18 protein-coding genes are annotated in these 17,647 nt (G+C 61.8%); 10 read left to right on the forward strand and 8 right to left on the reverse strand.

The genetic code is table 11. The features are described 5' to 3' along the window. The first annotated feature begins 59 nt into the window (after positions 1-59). The 5 genes from tsaB to AACV02_RS07735 all read left to right on the forward strand — a co-directional run bounded on the left by tsaB (position 60) and on the right by AACV02_RS07735 (position 3,638). On the forward strand, positions 60-746 hold the full coding sequence (tsaB, locus tag AACV02_RS07715) for a tRNA (adenosine(37)-N6)-threonylcarbamoyltransferase complex dimerization subunit type 1 TsaB (protein ID WP_119738708.1): 687 nt from the start codon (positions 60-62) through the stop codon (positions 744-746). 160 nt (positions 747-906) lie between these two features. Next, entirely contained in the window at positions 907-1,221 is a 315-nt protein-coding gene (locus AACV02_RS07720; protein WP_119738710.1) for a hypothetical protein, read from the forward strand. Beyond that, complete coding sequence (locus tag AACV02_RS07725; RefSeq protein WP_119738712.1) at positions 1,221-2,081, forward strand: DUF72 domain-containing protein; 861 nt, start codon at positions 1,221-1,223, stop codon at positions 2,079-2,081. The genes AACV02_RS07720 and AACV02_RS07725 overlap by 1 nt, the downstream gene beginning before the upstream one ends. A 27-nt stretch (positions 2,082-2,108) precedes the next feature. Then, positions 2,109-2,936: an isocitrate lyase/PEP mutase family protein gene (locus AACV02_RS07730; RefSeq protein ID WP_119738714.1), complete on the forward strand. Its 828-nt coding sequence runs from the start codon at positions 2,109-2,111 to the stop codon at positions 2,934-2,936. Positions 2,937-2,939: 3 nt separating this feature from the next. Beyond that, positions 2,940-3,638 carry an extensin-like domain-containing protein gene (locus tag AACV02_RS07735; RefSeq protein ID WP_119738716.1) on the forward strand — a complete coding sequence of 233 codons (699 nt, stop codon included), beginning with the start codon at positions 2,940-2,942 and terminating at the stop codon, positions 3,636-3,638. A gap of 3 nt (positions 3,639-3,641) precedes the next feature. Here the strand turns inward: AACV02_RS07735 and AACV02_RS07740 are convergent, their stop codons facing one another. Beyond that, positions 3,642-4,262, reverse strand: coding sequence for an energy transducer TonB (locus AACV02_RS07740; protein ID WP_119738718.1), 621 nt, complete (start codon positions 4,260-4,262; stop codon positions 3,642-3,644). A gap of 96 nt (positions 4,263-4,358) precedes the next feature. On the opposite strand from AACV02_RS07740, the gene AACV02_RS07745 reads away from it, so the two are divergent. Further along, positions 4,359-5,141 (forward strand): class I SAM-dependent methyltransferase, encoded by a 783-nt coding sequence (locus tag AACV02_RS07745; RefSeq protein ID WP_119738720.1) that lies wholly within the window; start codon positions 4,359-4,361, stop codon positions 5,139-5,141. Positions 5,142-5,255: 114 nt separating this feature from the next. On the opposite strand, the gene AACV02_RS07750 is transcribed toward AACV02_RS07745, so the two are convergent. Beyond that, a complete protein-coding gene (locus AACV02_RS07750) occupies positions 5,256-5,891 on the reverse strand; it encodes a TetR/AcrR family transcriptional regulator (RefSeq protein WP_106577188.1) in 636 nt (211 codons plus the stop codon). A 93-nt stretch (positions 5,892-5,984) separates the two neighbouring features. Between AACV02_RS07750 and AACV02_RS07755 the strand changes: the two genes are divergently transcribed. Genes AACV02_RS07755 through AACV02_RS07765 form a run of 3 tightly spaced genes read left to right on the forward strand, consistent with a single transcriptional unit; the run spans position 5,985 to position 10,759 of the window. After that, the gene (locus AACV02_RS07755; protein WP_119738723.1) at positions 5,985-7,088 is read left to right on the forward strand and encodes an efflux RND transporter periplasmic adaptor subunit; all 1,104 of its coding nucleotides are present in this window, start codon (positions 5,985-5,987) and stop codon (positions 7,086-7,088) included. 6 nt (positions 7,089-7,094) lie between these two features. After that, positions 7,095-10,160, forward strand: a complete 3,066-nt coding sequence (locus tag AACV02_RS07760; protein ID WP_119738725.1) for an efflux RND transporter permease subunit — start codon at positions 7,095-7,097, stop codon at positions 10,158-10,160. Between the two features lie 2 nt (positions 10,161-10,162). Then, a complete protein-coding gene (locus AACV02_RS07765) occupies positions 10,163-10,759 on the forward strand; it encodes a LysE family translocator (RefSeq protein WP_119738728.1) in 597 nt (198 codons plus the stop codon). 65 nt (positions 10,760-10,824) lie between these two features. Here the strand turns inward: AACV02_RS07765 and AACV02_RS07770 are convergent, their stop codons facing one another. The 3 genes from AACV02_RS07770 to plsB are packed head-to-tail and all read right to left on the reverse strand — an operon-like array spanning position 10,825 to position 14,510. After that, on the reverse strand, positions 10,825-11,514 hold the full coding sequence (locus AACV02_RS07770) for a DUF4197 domain-containing protein (RefSeq protein ID WP_119738730.1): 690 nt from the start codon (positions 11,512-11,514) through the stop codon (positions 10,825-10,827). A 29-nt stretch (positions 11,515-11,543) separates the two neighbouring features. After that, on the reverse strand, positions 11,544-11,939 hold the full coding sequence (locus AACV02_RS07775) for a YbaY family lipoprotein (RefSeq protein WP_106577183.1): 396 nt from the start codon (positions 11,937-11,939) through the stop codon (positions 11,544-11,546). A gap of 51 nt (positions 11,940-11,990) precedes the next feature. Next, positions 11,991-14,510 (reverse strand): glycerol-3-phosphate 1-O-acyltransferase PlsB, encoded by a 2,520-nt coding sequence (gene plsB / locus AACV02_RS07780; RefSeq protein ID WP_106577182.1) that lies wholly within the window; start codon positions 14,508-14,510, stop codon positions 11,991-11,993. 181 nt (positions 14,511-14,691) lie between these two features. On the opposite strand from plsB, the gene AACV02_RS07785 reads away from it, so the two are divergent. After that, on the forward strand, positions 14,692-14,901 hold the full coding sequence (locus AACV02_RS07785) for a cold-shock protein (RefSeq protein ID WP_032891681.1): 210 nt from the start codon (positions 14,692-14,694) through the stop codon (positions 14,899-14,901). 143 nt (positions 14,902-15,044) lie between these two features. Here the strand turns inward: AACV02_RS07785 and AACV02_RS07790 are convergent, their stop codons facing one another. From AACV02_RS07790 to dapE, 3 genes are read right to left on the reverse strand one after another with little or no spacing between them, the layout of a single operon-like run. Then, the gene (locus AACV02_RS07790; protein WP_106577181.1) at positions 15,045-15,422 is read right to left on the reverse strand and encodes a hypothetical protein; all 378 of its coding nucleotides are present in this window, start codon (positions 15,420-15,422) and stop codon (positions 15,045-15,047) included. Between the two features lie 54 nt (positions 15,423-15,476). After that, positions 15,477-16,286: a putative RNA methyltransferase gene (locus AACV02_RS07795; RefSeq protein WP_119738732.1), complete on the reverse strand. Its 810-nt coding sequence runs from the start codon at positions 16,284-16,286 to the stop codon at positions 15,477-15,479. Beyond that, positions 16,286-17,437, reverse strand: coding sequence for a succinyl-diaminopimelate desuccinylase (gene dapE, locus AACV02_RS07800; RefSeq protein ID WP_119738734.1), 1,152 nt, complete (start codon positions 17,435-17,437; stop codon positions 16,286-16,288). The genes AACV02_RS07795 and dapE overlap by 1 nt, the downstream gene beginning before the upstream one ends. Positions 17,438-17,647 lie beyond the last annotated feature (210 nt).

Genomic DNA, 17,647 nt, shown 5'->3' on the forward strand with positions numbered 1-17,647 from the left:
CTTGCGGGCCGTTGTTGTTTATACTGGCGCACTTTTTTTCGACTTGGACACCTACACCCATGAGCACCCTGCTGGCCCTGGACACCGCGACTGAAGCTTGCTCCGTTGCCTTGCTGCACGATGGCAAGGTAACGAGCCACTACGAGGTGATCCCGCGCCTGCATGCGCAGAAGCTGTTGCCGATGATCAAGCAGCTGCTTGAGGACGCGGGCACCACGCTCTCTGCCGTCGACGCCATTGCCTTTGGCCGTGGCCCGGGTGCGTTCACCGGTGTGCGGATTGCCATCGGCGTGGTCCAGGGCCTGGCCTTTGCGTTGGAGCGTCCGGTATTGCCGGTCTCCAACCTGGCAGTGCTGGCCCAGCGCGCCTTGCGTGAACACGGCGCGTCGCAAGTCGCCGCGGCCATCGACGCGCGCATGGACGAAGTCTATTGGGGCTGCTACCGCGAGCACACTGGTGAAATGCGCCTGGTGGGCGTGGAAGCAGTGCAATCGCCGCAGTCCTCTGTGTTGCCGGCCGATGCCAGCGGTGAATGGTTCGGTGCCGGCACTGGCTGGGGTTATGGCGAGCGCATTGGCGTGAAACTGGCGGGCCAGGACGCTGGGATGTTGCCTCATGCCCAGGACTTGCTGACGCTGGCACGCTTCGCTTTCGAGCGTGGCGAAGCGATTCCAGCTGATCAGGCGGCGCCGGTCTACCTGCGCGATAAGGTCGCGCAGACCAAGGCTGAACGCGGGATTATTTGACGTCAAAAATGATGGAGATGTGGGGCAAATTTCGCCAATCGTCAGAATTTGCCCGCGTTTTTAAACCTTTTACAAATTATGTGTTCTAGTTATCACCAGAGCATTTGCGCACCACGGAAAGTGCCGCTAAATTGCCATCATTGATACCGAGTCTGCATGTATGCGTATAGACGGCTTCTCCTCACAGTCCTACCCCCTCAAACGTAAGCCGCGCAAGGCGAACGTGACGGTAGACGATTCCGTCGAGGATTCGCCGGACTTCATCGAGGTCCAATCCGAGTCGCATGCCAGTTCTCATTCCAGCGCCCAAGGTTCAGCCGGCGCGCGTATCATCGGTCTTCCCGCGCGTCAGCAAGACATGGTCTTCCCTCGCTCCATGAGCAAAAGTGTTGCTACCGCCCTGGCCAGCTACCTGACCACTGCCGGCTTTGTCGAATGGGATATGGAAGTGCTGGGTCTCGACATCCATATCTGATGCGTCTGCCTTACTTTATCGGTTGCCCGTCCTGGAGTGAAAACGCCTGGCGCGAGTACCTGTACCCAGCCGACGCCCGCGCCAGCGATTACCTTTCGCTGTATACCCAAGTCTTCAACGCCGTTGAAGGCAACACCACGTTTTATGCCCGACCCTCGGCCGCCACCGTGCAGCGCTGGGCTGAAGTCATGCCCGCGGATTTTCGCTTCACCGCCAAATTCCCCGGCGACATCAGCCACAGTGGCGACCTGCTTGAACAGTTGCCGGCAGCGCAAAGTTTTGTCGGCTTGATGAGCCCATTGGGTGAGCGTGTTGCGCCGCTGTGGTTGCAACTGCCGGCGAGCTTTTCGCCACATCGCCTCGGTGAACTGGCCGGCTTTATTGATGGACTGGAACGCCCGCTGGCGGTGGAAGTGCGCCATCAGGCGTTCTTCGCCAAGGGCGATGACGAGCGCAGCCTCAACCGTCTGCTGCGTGACCGTGGCGTCGAGCGGATCTGCCTCGACCCGCGTGCTTTGTTCAGTTGCACCTCTACCTCAGCCGCCGTGCTGCACGCCCAGTCGAAGAAACCCAAGGTGCCGCCGCGCCCGGCGGCGCTGACGCTGTTTCCCCAAGTACGCTTCATTGGTCATCCGGAGCTGGAAGCCAACGACCCGTTCCTGGTGCCGTGGGTGGAAAAAGTCGCCACTTGGATCGAGGAAGGGCGCACGCCGTATGTGTTTCTGCACACCTCGGATAACCGCCTCGCCGCGCAACTGGCGCTGCGTTTTCATCAACAGCTGATGGTGCGTTTGCCGGGCCTGCCGCCGCTGCCGACCTTGCATCGAGAACCCGCAGCGGAGCAACTGGGGTTACTCTAAGGCTCCTTTTTCCGCCAGGAGTCAGACATGGATGCCCAAACCCTTCGCGCCGAAACCTTCAAAGCCTTGCACGAGCGTGACCGCGCGTTCGTGATGCCCAACCCGTGGGATGCCGGCTCGGCCATCATGCTCGCCAGCCTGGGTTTTGAAGCCCTGGCCACCACCAGCGCGGGTTACGCATTCAGCCTGGGGCGGCCGGATGCGGAAGGTGCGTTGTCGCTGGAGGACACGCTGGGCAATGCGTCAGCCATCGTTCGGGCGACGGCACTGCCGGTGGCGGCCGATCTGGAAAACGGTTTCAGCCATACCCCCGAAGGCTGCGCCCAGACCATCCTGCGCGCGGCCGCCACGGGCATCGTCGGTGGCTCCATCGAAGACGCCACAGGCATTGCCGTCGACCCGATCTATCCTTTTGATTTGTCTGTTGAGCGCGTCGAAGCGGCGGTTGCGGCTGCCCGTAGCCTGCCGTTTGCGTTCACCCTGACGGCCCGCGCAGAAAACCTCCTGCATGGTCGCCTGGATTTGCCTGACACCATTCGCCGCTTACAGGCCTACGCCGAGGCGGGCGCCGACGTGCTCTATGCGCCGGCGCTGCGCAGTGCCGAAGACGTGTTGGCGGTGGTCAGGGCGGTCGCGCCCAAACCGGTGAATGTGTTGATGTCCGGTGGCTTGAACCTCAGCGTTGCGCAGTTGAGCGAGATGGGCGTGCGCCGCATCAGTGTCGGCTCGGCCATGGCGCTGGCGGCGTATGGCGAGTTCTACCGCGCCGCGCAGGAGGTCTACCAGTTGGGCACCTTTACCTTCACCGAGCGCAAGATGCCATTCAGCCAGGCCAACCAATTCTTCAAGGGCTGAGCCATGCGTTTTCTCAACGTGTGCGGTGCGCTGCTGTTGCTGGCGGGTGTGTTTGCAGCGGGCGTGTGGCGTGGCTGGGTGCCGTTGCCTGCCGAGTGGAACCCCTGGGCGCCGCTGGACGTGCGTGCCAAGCCGAACCTGCTCACGCGCTTCAAGCTCGGCCGCCTGCAGGATGATCCAGCGCTGTGCGATCAGGTGCTGAAAACCTCGGGCTTGCGCGTCAGCCATCAGGCTGACAGCCCGGCTGATGCCGCGTGCCCGTTGCGCAATGTCTTGCGCGTACAAGGCGCTGACGTGGCCCTGAGCAGCAGCTTTCTGGCCAGTTGCCCACTGGCGGTGGCCTTTGCCCTGTTCGAACGCCACAGCCTGCAACCTGCGGCGCAGGCGGTGTTTGGCCAGGCGGTGACGCGGGTCGATCACTTGGGCAGCTTCGCCTGTCGCAACCTGTATAACCGCGCAGAGGGGCGGCTCAGTCAGCACGCCTCGGCCAATGCACTGGATATCGCCGGCTTTCGCCTGGCAGATGGGCGCAGCATCAATGTGCTCAAGGATTGGCCGGGGACGGGCGACAGCGCGCGGTTTTTGCGCCAGGTGCGCGATGGCGCCTGCGATGATTTCAATGTTGTGTTGAGCCCGGACTACAACGCTGCTCATCGCAACCATTTCCATCTGGACATGGGGCGGTGGGGAGTGTGTCGCTGAGCGTCAGGCGGCCAGGCGCAGGTTGTTGAGGATCAGTGGGCGTGCCCAGTGGGAGTCAAAGTCGAGCGCTTTCTGTTGCGCCACCAGCTCTTCCATTGGATAAGGCGCGGCGGGCGGCGGCAGCAAGTCTAGTTCGAACTCGGCGATGGGCAGGTGCAGCGGCTGGGGTGCCGGCGCCGGGCCAGGCTCAGGCAGCGGCTGGCCGGCACTCAGCACGAGCGGGCGTACCCAACCACTTTCGAAGTTCTGCTGGCGCTGTTGGGCAACGATTTCTTGCGCCGGGAACGGCGTAGCGGGTGGCGGCAGCAACTCGGTTTCGAATTCGGCGATCGGCAGGAACAGCGGTTCTGGCGGGGCGATCTCGGTGTCTTTCACCTCGCATTCACGCTGGGTGAGGATCTGCGACAGCAGGTCGGCGCCTTCGCTGGGTTCCACCGCCGGGTCTCTGGGAGCCGATGCCTTGGCGGCGCGCGCGTCCGGCGTGTCGCCGAGCTGCTCGGCCAGCGCCCGGGCGAAGAAGTCCTGCCACACATGACTCACCCCGGCCAGCGCTTGAGTATTGCGCAGGCCGTAGTGGTTGTGGGTCGGCAGTACACCGATGGTTAGGGGAAGAATGTCTGACATTTTTCTCGGTCGACGCTCAGCTCTGGCAAAATACCTGACTATTGTTTTTATCGGCCGCTGTTTGCCGATCCTTAATATTTTTGAGCGTAGCGATTGATGAGCGAACAACCAGCGGCCAGCCGCATTCGGGTCGAGGCTTTGGCCGAAGGTTTTCAGGCGCGTGCCGAGCAGTGGGCGTCGCAGCTCGGCCTGCCTGTGCAGCTGGAGGAGGCGGATTTTGCCCTGCAAGTGGGCGAGCACGGCTTGCAACTGCAACAGCTCGGGCCTGATGCGCCGGGGCCGGTGCGCGTGGATTTTGTCGAAGGTGGCGCGGCGCACCGGCGTCTCTACGGCGGTGGCAGCGGGCAGATGATCGCCAAGGCTGTGGGCATCGCTCAAGGCGTGCGCCCACGCGTGCTGGATGCCACGGCGGGGCTGGGCAAGGACGCGTTCGTGCTGGCCAGCCTGGGTTGCGAGATGAGCCTGATCGAGCGCCAGCCGCTGATCGGCGCCTTGCTCGAAGACGGCCTGGCCCGTGGCGCGGATGACTTTGAAGTGGCGCCGATTATGGCGCGCATGAAGTTGCTCAAGGGCAACTCCATCGACGTGATGCGCAATTGGGAAGGTGAGCCGCCGCAGGTGATCTACTTGGACCCGATGTTCCCTCACCGTGAGAAAACCGCGCTGGTAAAGAAGGAAATGCGCCTGTTCCGGCCGTTGGTGGGCGATGATCCGGATGCGCCGGCTTTACTCGCCGCGGCGTTGGCATTGGCCAGTCACCGCGTGGTGGTCAAGCGTCCCCGCAAGGCGCCGTGCATTGAAGGGCCAAAGCCTAGCCATGCGCTGGATGGCAAGTCGAGCCGGTATGACATTTATCCCAAGAAAGCGCTCAAGCCCTAAATTTTCATTGGTTTGCCGGGCCTCTTCGCGAGCCAGCCCGCTCCCACATTTGGCATGCATTCCAAGGTGGGAGCGGGCTTGCTCGCGAAGAGGTCTTTCAACGTGCTGCAAGGCTCAGGGCCGATAAGCCCGCATAAACAACCCCACTACCTCCTGCACATGCGCCTCGGCGGCTTCTTCGCTCAGTTGCCCGCCGCAGCCATACAGCAAGCAGAAATTCGCCGTGCCCTTGAGCAGGCAAAAGAAGTGCTCGGCCGCCGTAAACGGTTTGTCGATGCTCAGGGCGCCGCTCTGGTGGATGCGGCTGAGCAGGCGCTCCATGCCCTGCAGCATGCGCATGGGCCCGGCTTCAAAGAAGATCTGTGACAGTTTCACGTCCTGATTGCCGGTGGTCATCATCAGGCGATGCAGGTTCACCGACTCCTCGCTGTTGATCAGCCGATGAAAGCCCCGTGCGATGTTCAGCAGCACGGTGTCCACCGGCATGCCGGCGGGCAGCTCGAAATACATCACCGGCAGCTGCTCTTCGCATTTGGCCACGACGGCGGCGGTGAACAGCGTCTCTTTGTCGGTGAAGTGGCTGTAGACCGTCAGTTTCGACACGCCGGCCTCCATTGCCACGGCATCCATGCTGGTGCTGGCGTAGCCATTGCTCAAGAACAGATTTTTCGCCGCGTCGAGGATTGCCTGGCGTTTTGCCATGTCCTTGGGACGCCCGGGGCTATTGGTGTTTACAGGATTGTCGGACATTTTCACCTTTAATACTGGACTGGTGAGTTTGGTATTAATAACATACCGGCCAGTATAATTATTCCAAGCTCCATTTGCGAAAGGTCCTTCAGCATGCGCAGCACTTTCCTGCCCCTTGCGTTGCCTGTCAGCCTGATCTTCCTGTTGGCCGCCTGCGGCCATGAAGAAGCGGCCCAAACCACCCCCCGTCCAGCCATGGTGGTGCAACCGCAGCCCTCGGCGCAGGCGATGGACAGCTTTCCAGGCGAGGTACGTGCCCGTTATGAGCCGGACCTGGCCTTTCGCATTGGCGGCAAAGTCAGTAAGCGCCTGGTGGAGGAGGGCGAGCGGGTCAAGGCCAACCAACCGCTGGCCGAACTCGATCCGCAGGACGTACGCCTGCAACTGGAAGCCACGCGCGCCCAAGTGGCCGCCGCCGAAGCCAACCTGAGCCTGGTGCGCGCCGAGCGAGATCGCTACAAGACCTTGATGGACCGTCAGATGGTCAGCCGTTCTCAGTACGACAATTCCGAAAACCTCTACCGATCCGGTGAAGCACGCCTCAAGCAGATCAAGGCCGAGTTCGACGTGTCCAGCAATCAGGCCGGTTACGCCGTGCTGCGCGCCCCTCAGGACGGTGTGGTCGCCAAGCGCGCCGTGGAGGTTGGCCAAGTGGTGTCTGCCGGCCAAACCGTCTTCACGCTGGCCACCGATGGCGAGCGCGAAGTGCTGATCAGCCTGCCGGAGCAAGGTTTCGGCCGGTTCAAGATCGGCCAGCCGGTGTCGGTTGAATTGTGGAGCCAGCCCGACCAACGTTTTGCCGGGCGTATCCGTGAACTGTCGCCCGCTGCCGATCCAAAATCGCGCACCTTTGCCGCCCGCGTTGCCTTCACTGGCGGCAAAGTCCCGGCCGAACTGGGCCAGAGTGCCCGCGTATTCATACAGGCCGACGGCGTAATTGCGCTGGCGGTGCCGCTGTCAGCGCTGAGTGCAGAGAATGGCGCGTCCTACGTCTGGTTGGTGCAACCAGACAACACGGTCAAGCGCACGCCGGTGCGGATCGGCGCCTTTGGGGAAAAAACCGTGCCGGTACTGGAAGGCCTGGCCCCCACCGACTGGGTGATTGCGGCCGGCGTGCATGTGCTCCATGAGGGCCAGCAGGTGCGCCCGGTGGATCGCTCCAACCGCGTGGTGAATCTGGCGGCCAACAAGGAGTAGTCCCCGATGGGTTTCAATCTTTCCGAATGGGCGTTGCGTAATCGCCAGATCGTACTGTTCCTGATGATCCTGCTGGCGGTCGTCGGTACGCTGTCCTACACCAAGCTGGGGCAAAGCGAGGACCCGCCGTTTACCTTCAAGGCCATGGTGATCAAGACCAACTGGCCTGGAGCCACGGCCCAGGAAGTCTCGCGCCAAGTCACCGAGCGTATCGAGAAAAAGCTCATGGAGACCGGCGACTATGAGCGCATCGTTTCTTTCTCGCGCCCCGGTGAATCCCAAGTCACTTTTATAGCGCGCGACGCGATGCACTCGGCGCAGATTCCGGACTTGTGGTACCAGGTGCGCAAAAAGATCAGCGACATTCGCCAGACCTTGCCGCCGGATATTCAGGGGCCGTTTTTCAACGATGAATTCGGCACCACCTTCGGCAATATCTACGCGTTGACCGGTGACGGTTTCGACTACGCCGTGCTCAAGGACTACGCCGACCGCATCCAGATTCAACTGCAACGTGTGCCGGATGTAGGCAAGGTCGAGCTGCTCGGCCTGCAGGACGAAAAAATCTGGATTGAATTATCCAACCTCAAGCTCGCCACCCTCGGCCTGCCATTGGCCGCCGTGCAGCAGGCGTTGCAGGAGCAGAACGCCGTCTCTACCGCCGGCTTCTTCGAAACCCCGACCGAGCGTGTGCAGTTGCGTGTGTCCGGCAACTTCAAGACGGTGGAGGAGATCCGCAATTTCCCGATTCGCGTCGGTGACCGCACCTTTCGCATTGGCGACGGGGCCGATATCCACCGGGGTTTCAATGACCCACCGGCACCGCGCATGCGCTACATGGGCGCGGACGCCATCGGGCTGGCCGTGGCCATGCGTGACGGCGGCGACATTCTGGTATTGGGCAAGGCCCTCGAAGGTGAATTCGCACGCCTGCAGAAGAACCTTCCGGCAGGCATGGAGCTGCGCAAGGTGTCGGACCAACCGGCCGCGGTGAAAACCAGCGTCGGCGAATTCGTCCAGGTACTCGCCGAAGCACTGGCGATCGTGTTGCTGGTGAGCTTCTTCTCCCTCGGTGTGCGCACCGGCATGGTGGTGGCCCTGGCGATTCCGCTGGTGTTGGCGATGACCTTTGCCACCATGTATTACCTGGGCATCGGCTTGCACAAGATTTCCCTCGGCGCATTGGTCCTGGCCCTGGGCCTGCTGGTCGACGACGCGATCATCGCCGTGGAAATGATGGCGATCAAAATGGAGCAGGGCTACGACCGGCTCAAGGCCGCGAGCTTTGCCTGGACCAGCACTGCGTTCCCGATGCTCACCGGTACGTTGATCACCGCTGCAGGCTTTCTGCCGATTGCCACCGCGCAATCGAGCACCGGTGAATACACCCGCTCGATTTTCCAGGTCGTGACCATCGCACTGCTGGCCTCATGGGTGGCCGCCGTGGTGTTTGTGCCGTACCTGGGGGAAAAACTCCTGCCGGACCTGGCGAAAATTCATGCTGCCAAGCACGGCACCGATGGGCCTGATCCCTACGGCACACCGTTCTATCAGCGTGTACGACGTTTGGTTGAATGGTGTGTGCGTCGGCGTAAAACCGTGATTGTGCTGACGTTGCTGTTGTTTATCGGCTCGGTCGCGCTGTTCCGCTTTGTGCCGCAACAGTTCTTCCCGGCCTCTGGCCGCCTGGAGCTGATGGTCGATCTCAAGCTGGCTGAAGGGGCTTCCCTGAGCAACACCGCCGAGCAGGTCAAACGCCTGGAGGCGCTGCTCAAGGAACACGCTGGCATCGACAACTATGTGGCCTATGTCGGCACCGGTTCGCCACGCTTCTACCTGCCGCTGGACCAGCAATTGCCGGCCGCGAGCTTCGCGCAATTTGTGGTGCTGGCAAAGACCATCGAAGAGCGTGAAAGCCTGCGCACCTGGCTGATCGAAACCCTCGACGAGCAATTCCCCGAACTGCGTTCGCGGGTCACACGCCTGGAGAACGGTCCGCCGGTGGGTTACCCGGTGCAGTTTCGCGTGACTGGCGAACACATCGAAGAGGTCCGTGCCCTGGCCCGCAAAGTAGCGGCCAAGGTTCGTGAAAATACCCACGTGGTCAATGTGCACCTGGACTGGGAAGAGCCGAGCAAAATCGTCTACCTCAATATCGATCAGGACCGCGCCCGCGCCCTTGGTGTGAGCACCGCCAACGTGTCGAAATTCCTGCAGAGTTCGCTGACCGGTGCAAGCGTCAGTCAGTACCGCGAGGACAACGAGTTGATCGAAATCCTCCTGCGCGGCACCGTGCACGAGCGCACCGAGTTGGCGTTGTTGCCAAGCCTGGCCGTGCCGACCGACAACGGCAAAAGCGTTGCGCTGTCGCAGATAGCCACCCTCGAATATGGCTTCGAAGAGGGCATTATCTGGCACCGTAACCGCCTGCCGACGGTGACTGTGCGCGCCGACATCTATGGCAAGGAACAACCGGCGACCCTGGTCCAGCAGATCCTGCCGACCCTTGAAGGTGTGCGCGCCGAACTGCCGGAAGGTTACTTGCTGGAGGTTGGCGGCACGGTTGAAGACTCCGCGCGTGGCCAGAATTCGGTCAAGGCCGGGGTACCGCTGTTTATCGTGGTGGTCCTGACCTTGCTGATGCTGCAACTGCGCAGCTTCTCACGCACTGCGATGGTGTTTCTGACGGCACCGCTGGGCCTTATCGGCGTGACCTTGTTTCTGCTGGTGTTCCGCCAGCCGTTCGGGTTTGTCGCCATGCTCGGGACCATCGCCTTGTCGGGCATGATCATGCGCAACTCGGTGATCCTGGTTGATCAGATCGAGCAAGACATCAAGGCTGGCCTGACACCCTGGCAAGCGATCATTGAAGCGACCGTGCGACGCTTCCGCCCGATTGTGCTGACGGCGCTCGCGGCGGTGTTGGCCATGATTCCACTGTCACGCAGCGTGTTCTTCGGGCCAATGGCCGTGGCGATCATGGGCGGGTTGATTGTGGCGACGGCGTTGACCCTGTTGTTCCTGCCGGCCCTGTATGCTGCGTGGTTCCGAGTGAGGAAGGACGTCGCGTAATTATGCTGGCCACTGTTTCAGCCTTAATGTTGTTGCTGCTTGCCCCTGGCCCGACCAACACCCTGTTGTTTCGTGCCGGGGTGTTGTTCGGGTACCGGGCGTCGTGGACGCTGGCGCTGGTCGAGTGCCTGGCGTACCTGTTGCAGGTCTCGGTGTGGGGCGTGGCGTGGCTGTATCTGGCGGCGCATTCGCCGTGGGCGTTGAAAACCACGCAACTGGCGGCGGGCTGCTACCTGCTGTATGTCTCATTCAAGCTGTGGCAACGCAAACACAGCGCCATCGATTCGATCCGTGACCGCTTCTCTGGCCTGTATTTTTTCTGGCTCACTGTGATGAATCCCAAAGGCCTGTTGATCGTTTCGTTCATCGCCCCGATCAGCGCATTTGCATCGTTGCAAGGCTATGCCGGGTTCATGGCCACGCTGGCATTGGTGGTGGTGCCGGTGGGGTCTGCCTGGATCGTGCTGGGCAGCCGCTTTGAAGGGGTTCAGAAGACGTGGCTCACGCCACTGAAGATCAACCGCGCGGCATCCGTGGCGATTTGTTGTTTTGCCACGCTCATGCTTGGGCGGTTGGCGCAGGCGGTTATCCAGGGCTGAAACAACGGCGCCAAGGCCCGTGAACAGCGGCCTTGGCGCAGGTGTCGAAGGTTTACTGCGAGCGGTTACAGCGCGCCGAATACCTTCTTCGCCAGGCTGGTGGCAGCCGCAGCGGGGTTCTTGCGGATGGTTTCTTCCTGCTGCGCGATCATCTTGAACAGGCCGTCCAGCGCCTGTTCGGTCACGTAGCTTTCGACGTTGGCACTTTTGGCATCAACCGCGCCGAATGCTGCGGCCTTGCCGGCCAGGGCGTTGTATTGCTGGGCGACGCCGACCTTGTCGGTGGCGGCCTTGACGATCGGCAGGAACTTGGCACGAATCTCTTCGCGGCTGCTTTTGTTCAGGTATTGAGTGGCCGAGTCCTGGCCACCGGTGAGGATGCCCTTGGCGTCGGTCACGCTCATGTTCTTCACCGCATTGACCAGGATCGGCTGAGCCTGGGTCACGGCGGTTTCTGCCGCTTTGTTCATGCTGGTTTCGAGCTGCGTGACCTGATCACCCATGCCGAACATTTTCAGCTTGTCGGCGACTTTGCCGAGTTTGCCGGGCAGGCCGATTTTCACTTGCGGGTTGTTGCTGAAGCCACCGGGTGCGCCCAGTTGTTTCACGGCGATCTGTGCGCCTTGGGTCAGTGCATCCTTGAGGCCGCCGCTGGCGTCGCCCTGGGACAGGCTGCCAAGTGACACCGCCATGGCGTTGGCGCCAAGCAGCAGGCCGGCGCACAGGGCAGTGAGGCGAAGAGAATTACGGAGCATGGACGCTTCCTTTTTTAAGCTGGGAATATTCAGTGTGCGACCGCATCAACCCGCAGACGCAGGGGCTGTGGGTCTTGGCCGTTGAGTTGCACGGCGTGCCGCTCGGTGGTGATAAACAGTAGCTTGCCATCCAGCTCGATGCGAGCGCTGACCGAGTACGTGTGCCCCGGCTTGATCTGGGCCGGGTCGTAGCTCAGGTGAAACGGCAGCGGCACCTGGCCTTTGACCGGGCCTTTCTGTTCGGCGAGGGTCACGGCCGGAGCGTCCATCAAGGACACGTCCTGCAGGCTGACGCTCAAGGTGGCGGCGGGCGGCAGCGCGATGCGTTGCAGGTAGAACACTTCGCCGTCGAGGCTGGCCTTGGGGGTCATGGATTGGCAGGCTCCGAGCAGGGCGGTCAGGCCCAGGAGGATGATCTTTTTCATGGTACAGCTCCTTTTCAACGGCGCCGGAAACCGCCCGGCGCCTCGTTCACTCTAGCGGCTTTCTTCAGCGTTTACCGGCTCGGGTTCGGTCGGCGTTTCGGCTGCGCCATCGACGCGGTGCAACGCCACTTGGCGGATCGACAAACGAATATCGGCGGGCAGCACGCGTTTGGCTGCACCTTCGGCCAACTCACCGAGCAGGTCGTGATAACTCAACTTGCCGGCCTCATCGCGACGCAGCACATCTTGCTCGAGCAACGTCTGGATAAAATGTCGGAAAAGGCTCTTGTCGAAGAACTCCGGGGCATTGAGGCCATGCAGGATCGACAGGCGCTGAGCCATGATCGTGCACAGGTCTTCCAGCTCTTCGGCGCTGATGGTGTTCTGGCCGCTGTTGAGCAGCAGCGAGATCGCCATGTAGAAGCGTTGCAGGGTCTGGGCGATGCTCTTGGACAGCAGCGTCAGCAGCACAAAATGCCGCGAGCTCGGTGCCGGGCGCAGGTACACCTCATTCTCGAAGCGCAGCAGGCCTTGTTCGACAAACGCCTCCAGCCAGTGGTCGACCACCGCGTCCAGCTCATCCAGCGACCAGCGGATAAACAGCTCCGATTGCAGGTACGGGTACAGCGCACGGGTGTAGCGCAGGATTTGTTCGCGGCTCATGCGCGAGCTGCTCTGGAAGAAACTCGCCAGCAACGCCGGCAGGGCGAAGATGTGCAGCACGTTGTTGCGGTAGTAGGTCATCAGGACGGCATTTTGCTCGTCCAGGTACAAAATCTTACCCAGGGCGTCGCTTTGCTCCGACAGCAGGTCCATGTCCTTGACGTGCTTGATCAGCGCCAGGCCATCACCCTCCGGCAAGGTGGTGTGCGGTGAGTAGGGCACGCGGCGCAGCAGCGCCAGGTACAGGTCCAACTGGCGCGCCATGGCCTGTTCATCCAGGGCCAGGCGGGTGGTGGAAAGCAACGCCAAGGCCACCAGGTTCACCGGGTTGACCGCGGCGGCTTCGTTCAAATGGCGGGCCACCTGCTCGCCAAGGCGGTTGGTGGTTTCGTTGAGCCACGCCGGCTTGTAGTTCGGGCCCAGCTCCTGGGCGCGCCAGTCGGGTTGCTCGGCGTCGAGGAACTCGGCCAGCTTGATCGGCTCGCCAAAGTTGACCGCGACTTGGCCAAAGCGCTGCTTGAGCGCGCCGACCACCTTGAAAATATCGAAGATCGACTCTTTTTTCTTGCTCGCGCCGCGCAGCTCGCCGAGGTAGGTGCGGCCTTCCAGCACGCGTTCATAGCCGATGTACACCGGCACGAAGACGATCGGCATGCGTGAGGAGCGCAAAAAGCTGCGCAGGGTAATCGCCAGCATCCCGGTCTTCGGTTGCAGCATGCGCCCGGTGCGCGAGCGTCCGCCTTCGACGAAGTACTCCACCGGAAAGCCCTTGGTGAACAGGGTGTGCAGGTATTCGTTGAACACCGAGGTGTACAGCGGGTTGCCCTTGAAGGTGCGGCGCATGAAAAACGCACCGCCACGGCGCAGCAGGCTGCCGATCACCGGCATGTTCAGGTTGATACCGGCGGCGATGTGCGGTGGTGTCAGGCCGTTTTTGAACAGCAGGTAGGACAGCAGCAAGTAGTCGATATGGCTGCGGTGACACGGTACGTAGATCACCTCGTAACCCTGGGCAACCTTTTGCACACCTTCGATGTTGTTGACCTTGATGCCGTCGTAGATCTTGTTCCAGAACCAGCTGAGCACCACTTCCAGGAAGCGAATCGCGGTGTAGGTGTAGTCCGAAGCGATCTCGTTGCCGTAGCGCAAGGCTTGGGCCTTGGCTTTTTCCGGGGAGATTTTCTCGCGTTCGGCCTCTTCGCTGATGGCTTGGCGCACCAACGGCATGTTCACCAGGCCTTTGACCAGGTTGCGCCTGTGCGACAGGTCGGGGCCGATCACGGCGGTCTTCAGGTTACGGAAGTGCACCCGCAGGATGCGCTGGGCCATGCGCACGGTGCGTTCGTGACCTTTATTGTGCTCGATCAATTCACGCAGGTTGATAGGCGCGGAGAATTGCACGCGGGTCTTGCGACCCAGGATCAGGATGCTCAGCAAACGGCGCAGGCGCCCGGTGACGGCCCAGCTGTCGGCAAACAGCAATTTCCACGGGCTGGACTCGCTCTCGGGCGACTGGCCCCAGAACACGCTGACCGGAATGATTTGTGCATTCTCTTCGGCGTGTTCGGTCAGGGTGTTGACCAGCCGGGTCAGGGTCGGCGGTGCGCCGCGCTTGTCCTGACGGCCGAGCCAATCCGGTTCGGGCGTGAGGTAGAAGAACGCGGCGGGTTCGATCTGCGGGCCTACCGAGACCGGCAGCACCGGGCGCGGCAAGCCGGCCTTGGTGCATTCGGTATCGACCACGGCCAATTCGGTGAGGGAGGGCGATTGCAGGACGTAAAACACCGGCCGGCTGCGGTCGAGGTTAAGGGTTAGGGACGACTGGTTGATCGTCTCCGAGCGAACCCAGAGGTACAACAGTCGGCGCAAGGTGCCAAACACCAGACGGCGGAACGGAGAGCGGGTCATAGGCGTGCTGCTTCAAGTGGAAAAAACCGAGCAGGCGCTCGGGCGGGTAGTGTGCCGTATTCGCCGAAAATCGGCAAAAAAGCAGCGATGTAAACTTGAGTTGAACGTTTTTGAGCCTGTCTTATACTCGGCAGTTCAATGCGACTGACTCAACAATAAAAAGCATGTGGGAGCAAAACTGATGGCAACGCGCGAAACCGGCAATGTGAAGTGGTTCAACGATGCAAAGGGCTATGGCTTTATTCAACGCGAGGACGGCAAGGATGTGTTTGTGCACTACCGCGCCATTCGCGGTGACGGCCACCGCTCACTGGCCGAGGGCCAGCAGGTGGAATACGCCGTGGTGACCGGCGAGAAGGGGTTGCAGGCGGAGGATGTGGTGGGGTTGTAACCTGAGTTTTTGCTACACAGCTGAACCCCTGTGGGAGCGGGCTTGCTCGCGAAGGCGGTGTGTCAGTCACAATAAAGGCGACTGACCCACTGCTTTCGCGAGCAAGCCCGCTCCCACATTTTGATTGGGTTCACACTTCAGGTTCAGGCCGTTTTCCAGGTGATCTGCTCTTCACCGTCTGCGCTGATACGAATCCAGGTGTCGGCACTTTCCTCACCTTCTTCCTCAACCCACGTACCCGGTGCGCAACGCACTTCGACGTTCAGCGCAGCAAACGCAGCGCGGGCGCAGGCGATGTCGTCTTCCCACGGGGTCTGGTCACTTTCCAGGTACAGGCTGTTCCATTTGCCTACCGCTTTTGGCAGCCAGGTGACCGGCACATTGCCGGCCTTGCACTTGTAGGTCTGGCCCTTCTGAACCCAGTCGGTGCACGGGCCCAGCGCGGCGCCCAGCCAGGCGGCGATGGCTTTGTGGTCGACGTCGGCGTCCTTCAGGTAAATCTCGATATCAGGTTGGCGCATGGATGTTCCTCGTTGCGGGATTCGAAAATCCATTCGCGGATGCTTAAAAGTCGGTTATTGAAGCACGAAATAATCGTAGCGCATCGACACCGTGACCTGCAGCGGCTCGGCGGCCTCGATCACCTCGGCGCGGCGCTCGGCACTCGCGCGCCAGCCGTGCGGCGTCATCGCCAGCAGGTTGGCGCGGTCGTTGGGCTCGGCCAGGCTCAAGGTGAATTCCAGGGTTTCGCTGTGCGCCAGGCTCATGCCATCCGGCACCAGGGCCAGATGTTTGTCGTCGGTGTACTCGCGCACTTCGTCGTACAGACGTTCGCGCAGTTCCATCAGGTGGCCGGCCGTCGGGCCGACTTTCATCAGACCGCCGCCAGGGCTGAGCAGACGCTTGGCCTCCTGCCAATCCAATGGGCTGAAAACGCTGGCGAGAAATTGGCAACTGCCCGAGGCCAGCGGCACGCGCGCCATGCTGGCAATCAACCAGGTCAGCGCCGGGTTGCGCTTGCACGCACGTTTGACCGCTTCCTTGGAAATGTCCAGCGCGTAGCCGTCAGCATGGGGCAGGGCCTCGGCGATTTGCGCGGTGTAGTAACCCTCGCCACAGCCTATGTCCACCCAACGCTGCGGCGCACGTTCCGCGGCCAGTTCAGCCAGGCGCTTGGCCACCGGCGCGTAATGCCCGGCGTTAAGGAAGTCGCGGCGTGCCTCGACCATGGCGAGGTTATCGCCCGGGTCGCGGCTGTTTTTGTGCTGCACCGGCAACAGGTTCAGGTAACCCTGGCGCGCGCGGTCGAAACGGTGCCCGACCGGGCACGCCACGCCATTGTCCACCGCGTTGAGCGGTGCGCTGCAAATGGGGCAGGCGAGCATCAGGCGAGCAACTTGATCAGGGTCTGGTAATAGATTTCGGTCAGCACATCGAGGTCGCTGGCCAGAATGCGCTCGTTGACCTGATGAATTGTCGCGTTGACCGGGCCCAGTTCAACGACCTGAGTGCCGAGGGTGGCAATGAAACGCCCATCGGAGGTGCCGCCGCTGGTGGAGGCTTTGGTTTCGCGACCGGTGATCGCCTTGATGCTGGCCGACACCGCATCCAGCAACGCGCCGGGCTCGGTGAGGAACGGCAGGCCCGACAGCGCCCACTCCACGTGCCAGTCCAGGCCATGCTTGTCGAGAATCGCCGCAACGCGCTGTTGCAGGCCCTCGACGGTGGACTCGGTGGAGAAGCGGAAGTTGAACACCGCCGTCAGGTCACCGGGGATCACGTTGGTGGCGCCGGTGCCGGAGTTGAGGTTGGAAATCTGGAAGCTGGTCGGCGGGAAGAAGGCGTTGCCGTCGTCCCAGTGCTCGGCGGCCAATTCGGCCAAGGCCGGTGCGGCGAGGTGGATCGGGTTCTTCGCCAGGTGCGGGTACGCCACGTGGCCTTGCACGCCGCGCACGGTCAGGGTGGCGCCGAGGGAGCCACGACGACCGTTCTTGACCACATCGCCCACCAGCGTGGTGCTCGACGGTTCGCCGACGATGCACCAGTCCAGGCGTTCCTTGCGTGCTGCCAGGCGTTCGATCACGGCTTTGGTGCCGTGGTGCGCCGGGCCTTCTTCATCGCTGGTGATCAGGAAGGCGACCGAGCCTCTGTGGTCGGGGTAGTCGCTGACAAAACGCTCGGAGGCCACCAGCATGGCGGCCAGGCTGCCTTTCATGTCTGCCGCGCCACGGCCGCAGAGCATGCCGTTTTCGTCGATCAGCGCGTCGAACGGGTCGTTCTGCCAGGCGCCCACCGGGCCGGTCGGTACCACGTCGGTGTGGCCGGCAAAGCACAGCACCGGGCCGTCGTGCTTGCCGTGGGTGGCCCAGAAGTTGTCCACATCTTCGATACGCATCGGCTCCAGCGCAAAGCCGGCGTCGCCCAGGCGCTGCATCATCAGCTTCTGGCAATCGGCGTCGATCGGCGTCACGGAGGGGCGACGGATCAGGTCGATAGCGAGTTGAAGGGTCGGCGAAAGGTCGGCATGGGCCGTCATGGGGGAACTCCGAAAGCGTGTTATGGGCGCAGGACGAATGTGGAATACACAACCTGAATCGGCGCAAATCTAATGTGGGAGCTGGCTTGCCTGCGATAGCTTCGCCGCGGTGTACCTGACAGACCGCGGCGTGTGCATAGCAGGCAAGCCAGCTCCCACAGAAAGCAGGGCGTGGCCAAGTCTCACAAAACGGCCGTTATCTTATAGCAA

The sequence above is a fragment of the Pseudomonas sp. Larv2_ips genome, assembly GCF_963879675.1.
In the GTDB taxonomy this organism is placed as follows: Bacteria; Pseudomonadota; Gammaproteobacteria; order Pseudomonadales; family Pseudomonadaceae; genus Aquipseudomonas.

Bases quoted from the DNA above. Each gene is read 5' to 3' on its own strand.
- AACV02_RS07795 (WP_119738732.1), bottom strand. From the start codon at position 16,286: ATGCTCGCCTGCCCCATTTGCAGCGCACCGCTCAACGCGGTGGACAAT.
- AACV02_RS07750 (WP_106577188.1), bottom strand. From the start codon at position 5,891: ATGTCCGACAATCCTGTAAACACCAATAGCCCCGGGCGTCCCAAGGAC.
- AACV02_RS07760 (WP_119738725.1), top strand. From the start codon at position 7,095: ATGGGTTTCAATCTTTCCGAATGGGCGTTGCGTAATCGCCAGATCGTA.
- AACV02_RS07745 (WP_119738720.1), top strand. From the start codon at position 4,359: ATGAGCGAACAACCAGCGGCCAGCCGCATTCGGGTCGAGGCTTTGGCC.
- AACV02_RS07735 (WP_119738716.1), top strand. From the start codon at position 2,940: ATGCGTTTTCTCAACGTGTGCGGTGCGCTGCTGTTGCTGGCGGGTGTG.
- AACV02_RS07725 (WP_119738712.1), top strand. From the start codon at position 1,221: ATGCGTCTGCCTTACTTTATCGGTTGCCCGTCCTGGAGTGAAAACGCC.
- AACV02_RS07765 (WP_119738728.1), top strand. From the start codon at position 10,163: ATGCTGGCCACTGTTTCAGCCTTAATGTTGTTGCTGCTTGCCCCTGGC.
- AACV02_RS07755 (WP_119738723.1), top strand. From the start codon at position 5,985: ATGCGCAGCACTTTCCTGCCCCTTGCGTTGCCTGTCAGCCTGATCTTC.
- AACV02_RS07785 (WP_032891681.1), top strand. From the start codon at position 14,692: ATGGCAACGCGCGAAACCGGCAATGTGAAGTGGTTCAACGATGCAAAG.
- AACV02_RS07730 (WP_119738714.1), top strand. From the start codon at position 2,109: ATGGATGCCCAAACCCTTCGCGCCGAAACCTTCAAAGCCTTGCACGAG.
- plsB (WP_106577182.1), bottom strand. From the start codon at position 14,510: ATGACCCGCTCTCCGTTCCGCCGTCTGGTGTTTGGCACCTTGCGCCGA.
- AACV02_RS07770 (WP_119738730.1), bottom strand. From the start codon at position 11,514: ATGCTCCGTAATTCTCTTCGCCTCACTGCCCTGTGCGCCGGCCTGCTG.
- AACV02_RS07720 (WP_119738710.1), top strand. From the start codon at position 907: ATGCGTATAGACGGCTTCTCCTCACAGTCCTACCCCCTCAAACGTAAG.
- AACV02_RS07740 (WP_119738718.1), bottom strand. From the start codon at position 4,262: ATGTCAGACATTCTTCCCCTAACCATCGGTGTACTGCCGACCCACAAC.
- AACV02_RS07790 (WP_106577181.1), bottom strand. From the start codon at position 15,422: ATGCGCCAACCTGATATCGAGATTTACCTGAAGGACGCCGACGTCGAC.
- dapE (WP_119738734.1), bottom strand. From the start codon at position 17,437: ATGACGGCCCATGCCGACCTTTCGCCGACCCTTCAACTCGCTATCGAC.
- tsaB (WP_119738708.1), top strand. From the start codon at position 60: ATGAGCACCCTGCTGGCCCTGGACACCGCGACTGAAGCTTGCTCCGTT.
- AACV02_RS07775 (WP_106577183.1), bottom strand. From the start codon at position 11,939: ATGAAAAAGATCATCCTCCTGGGCCTGACCGCCCTGCTCGGAGCCTGC.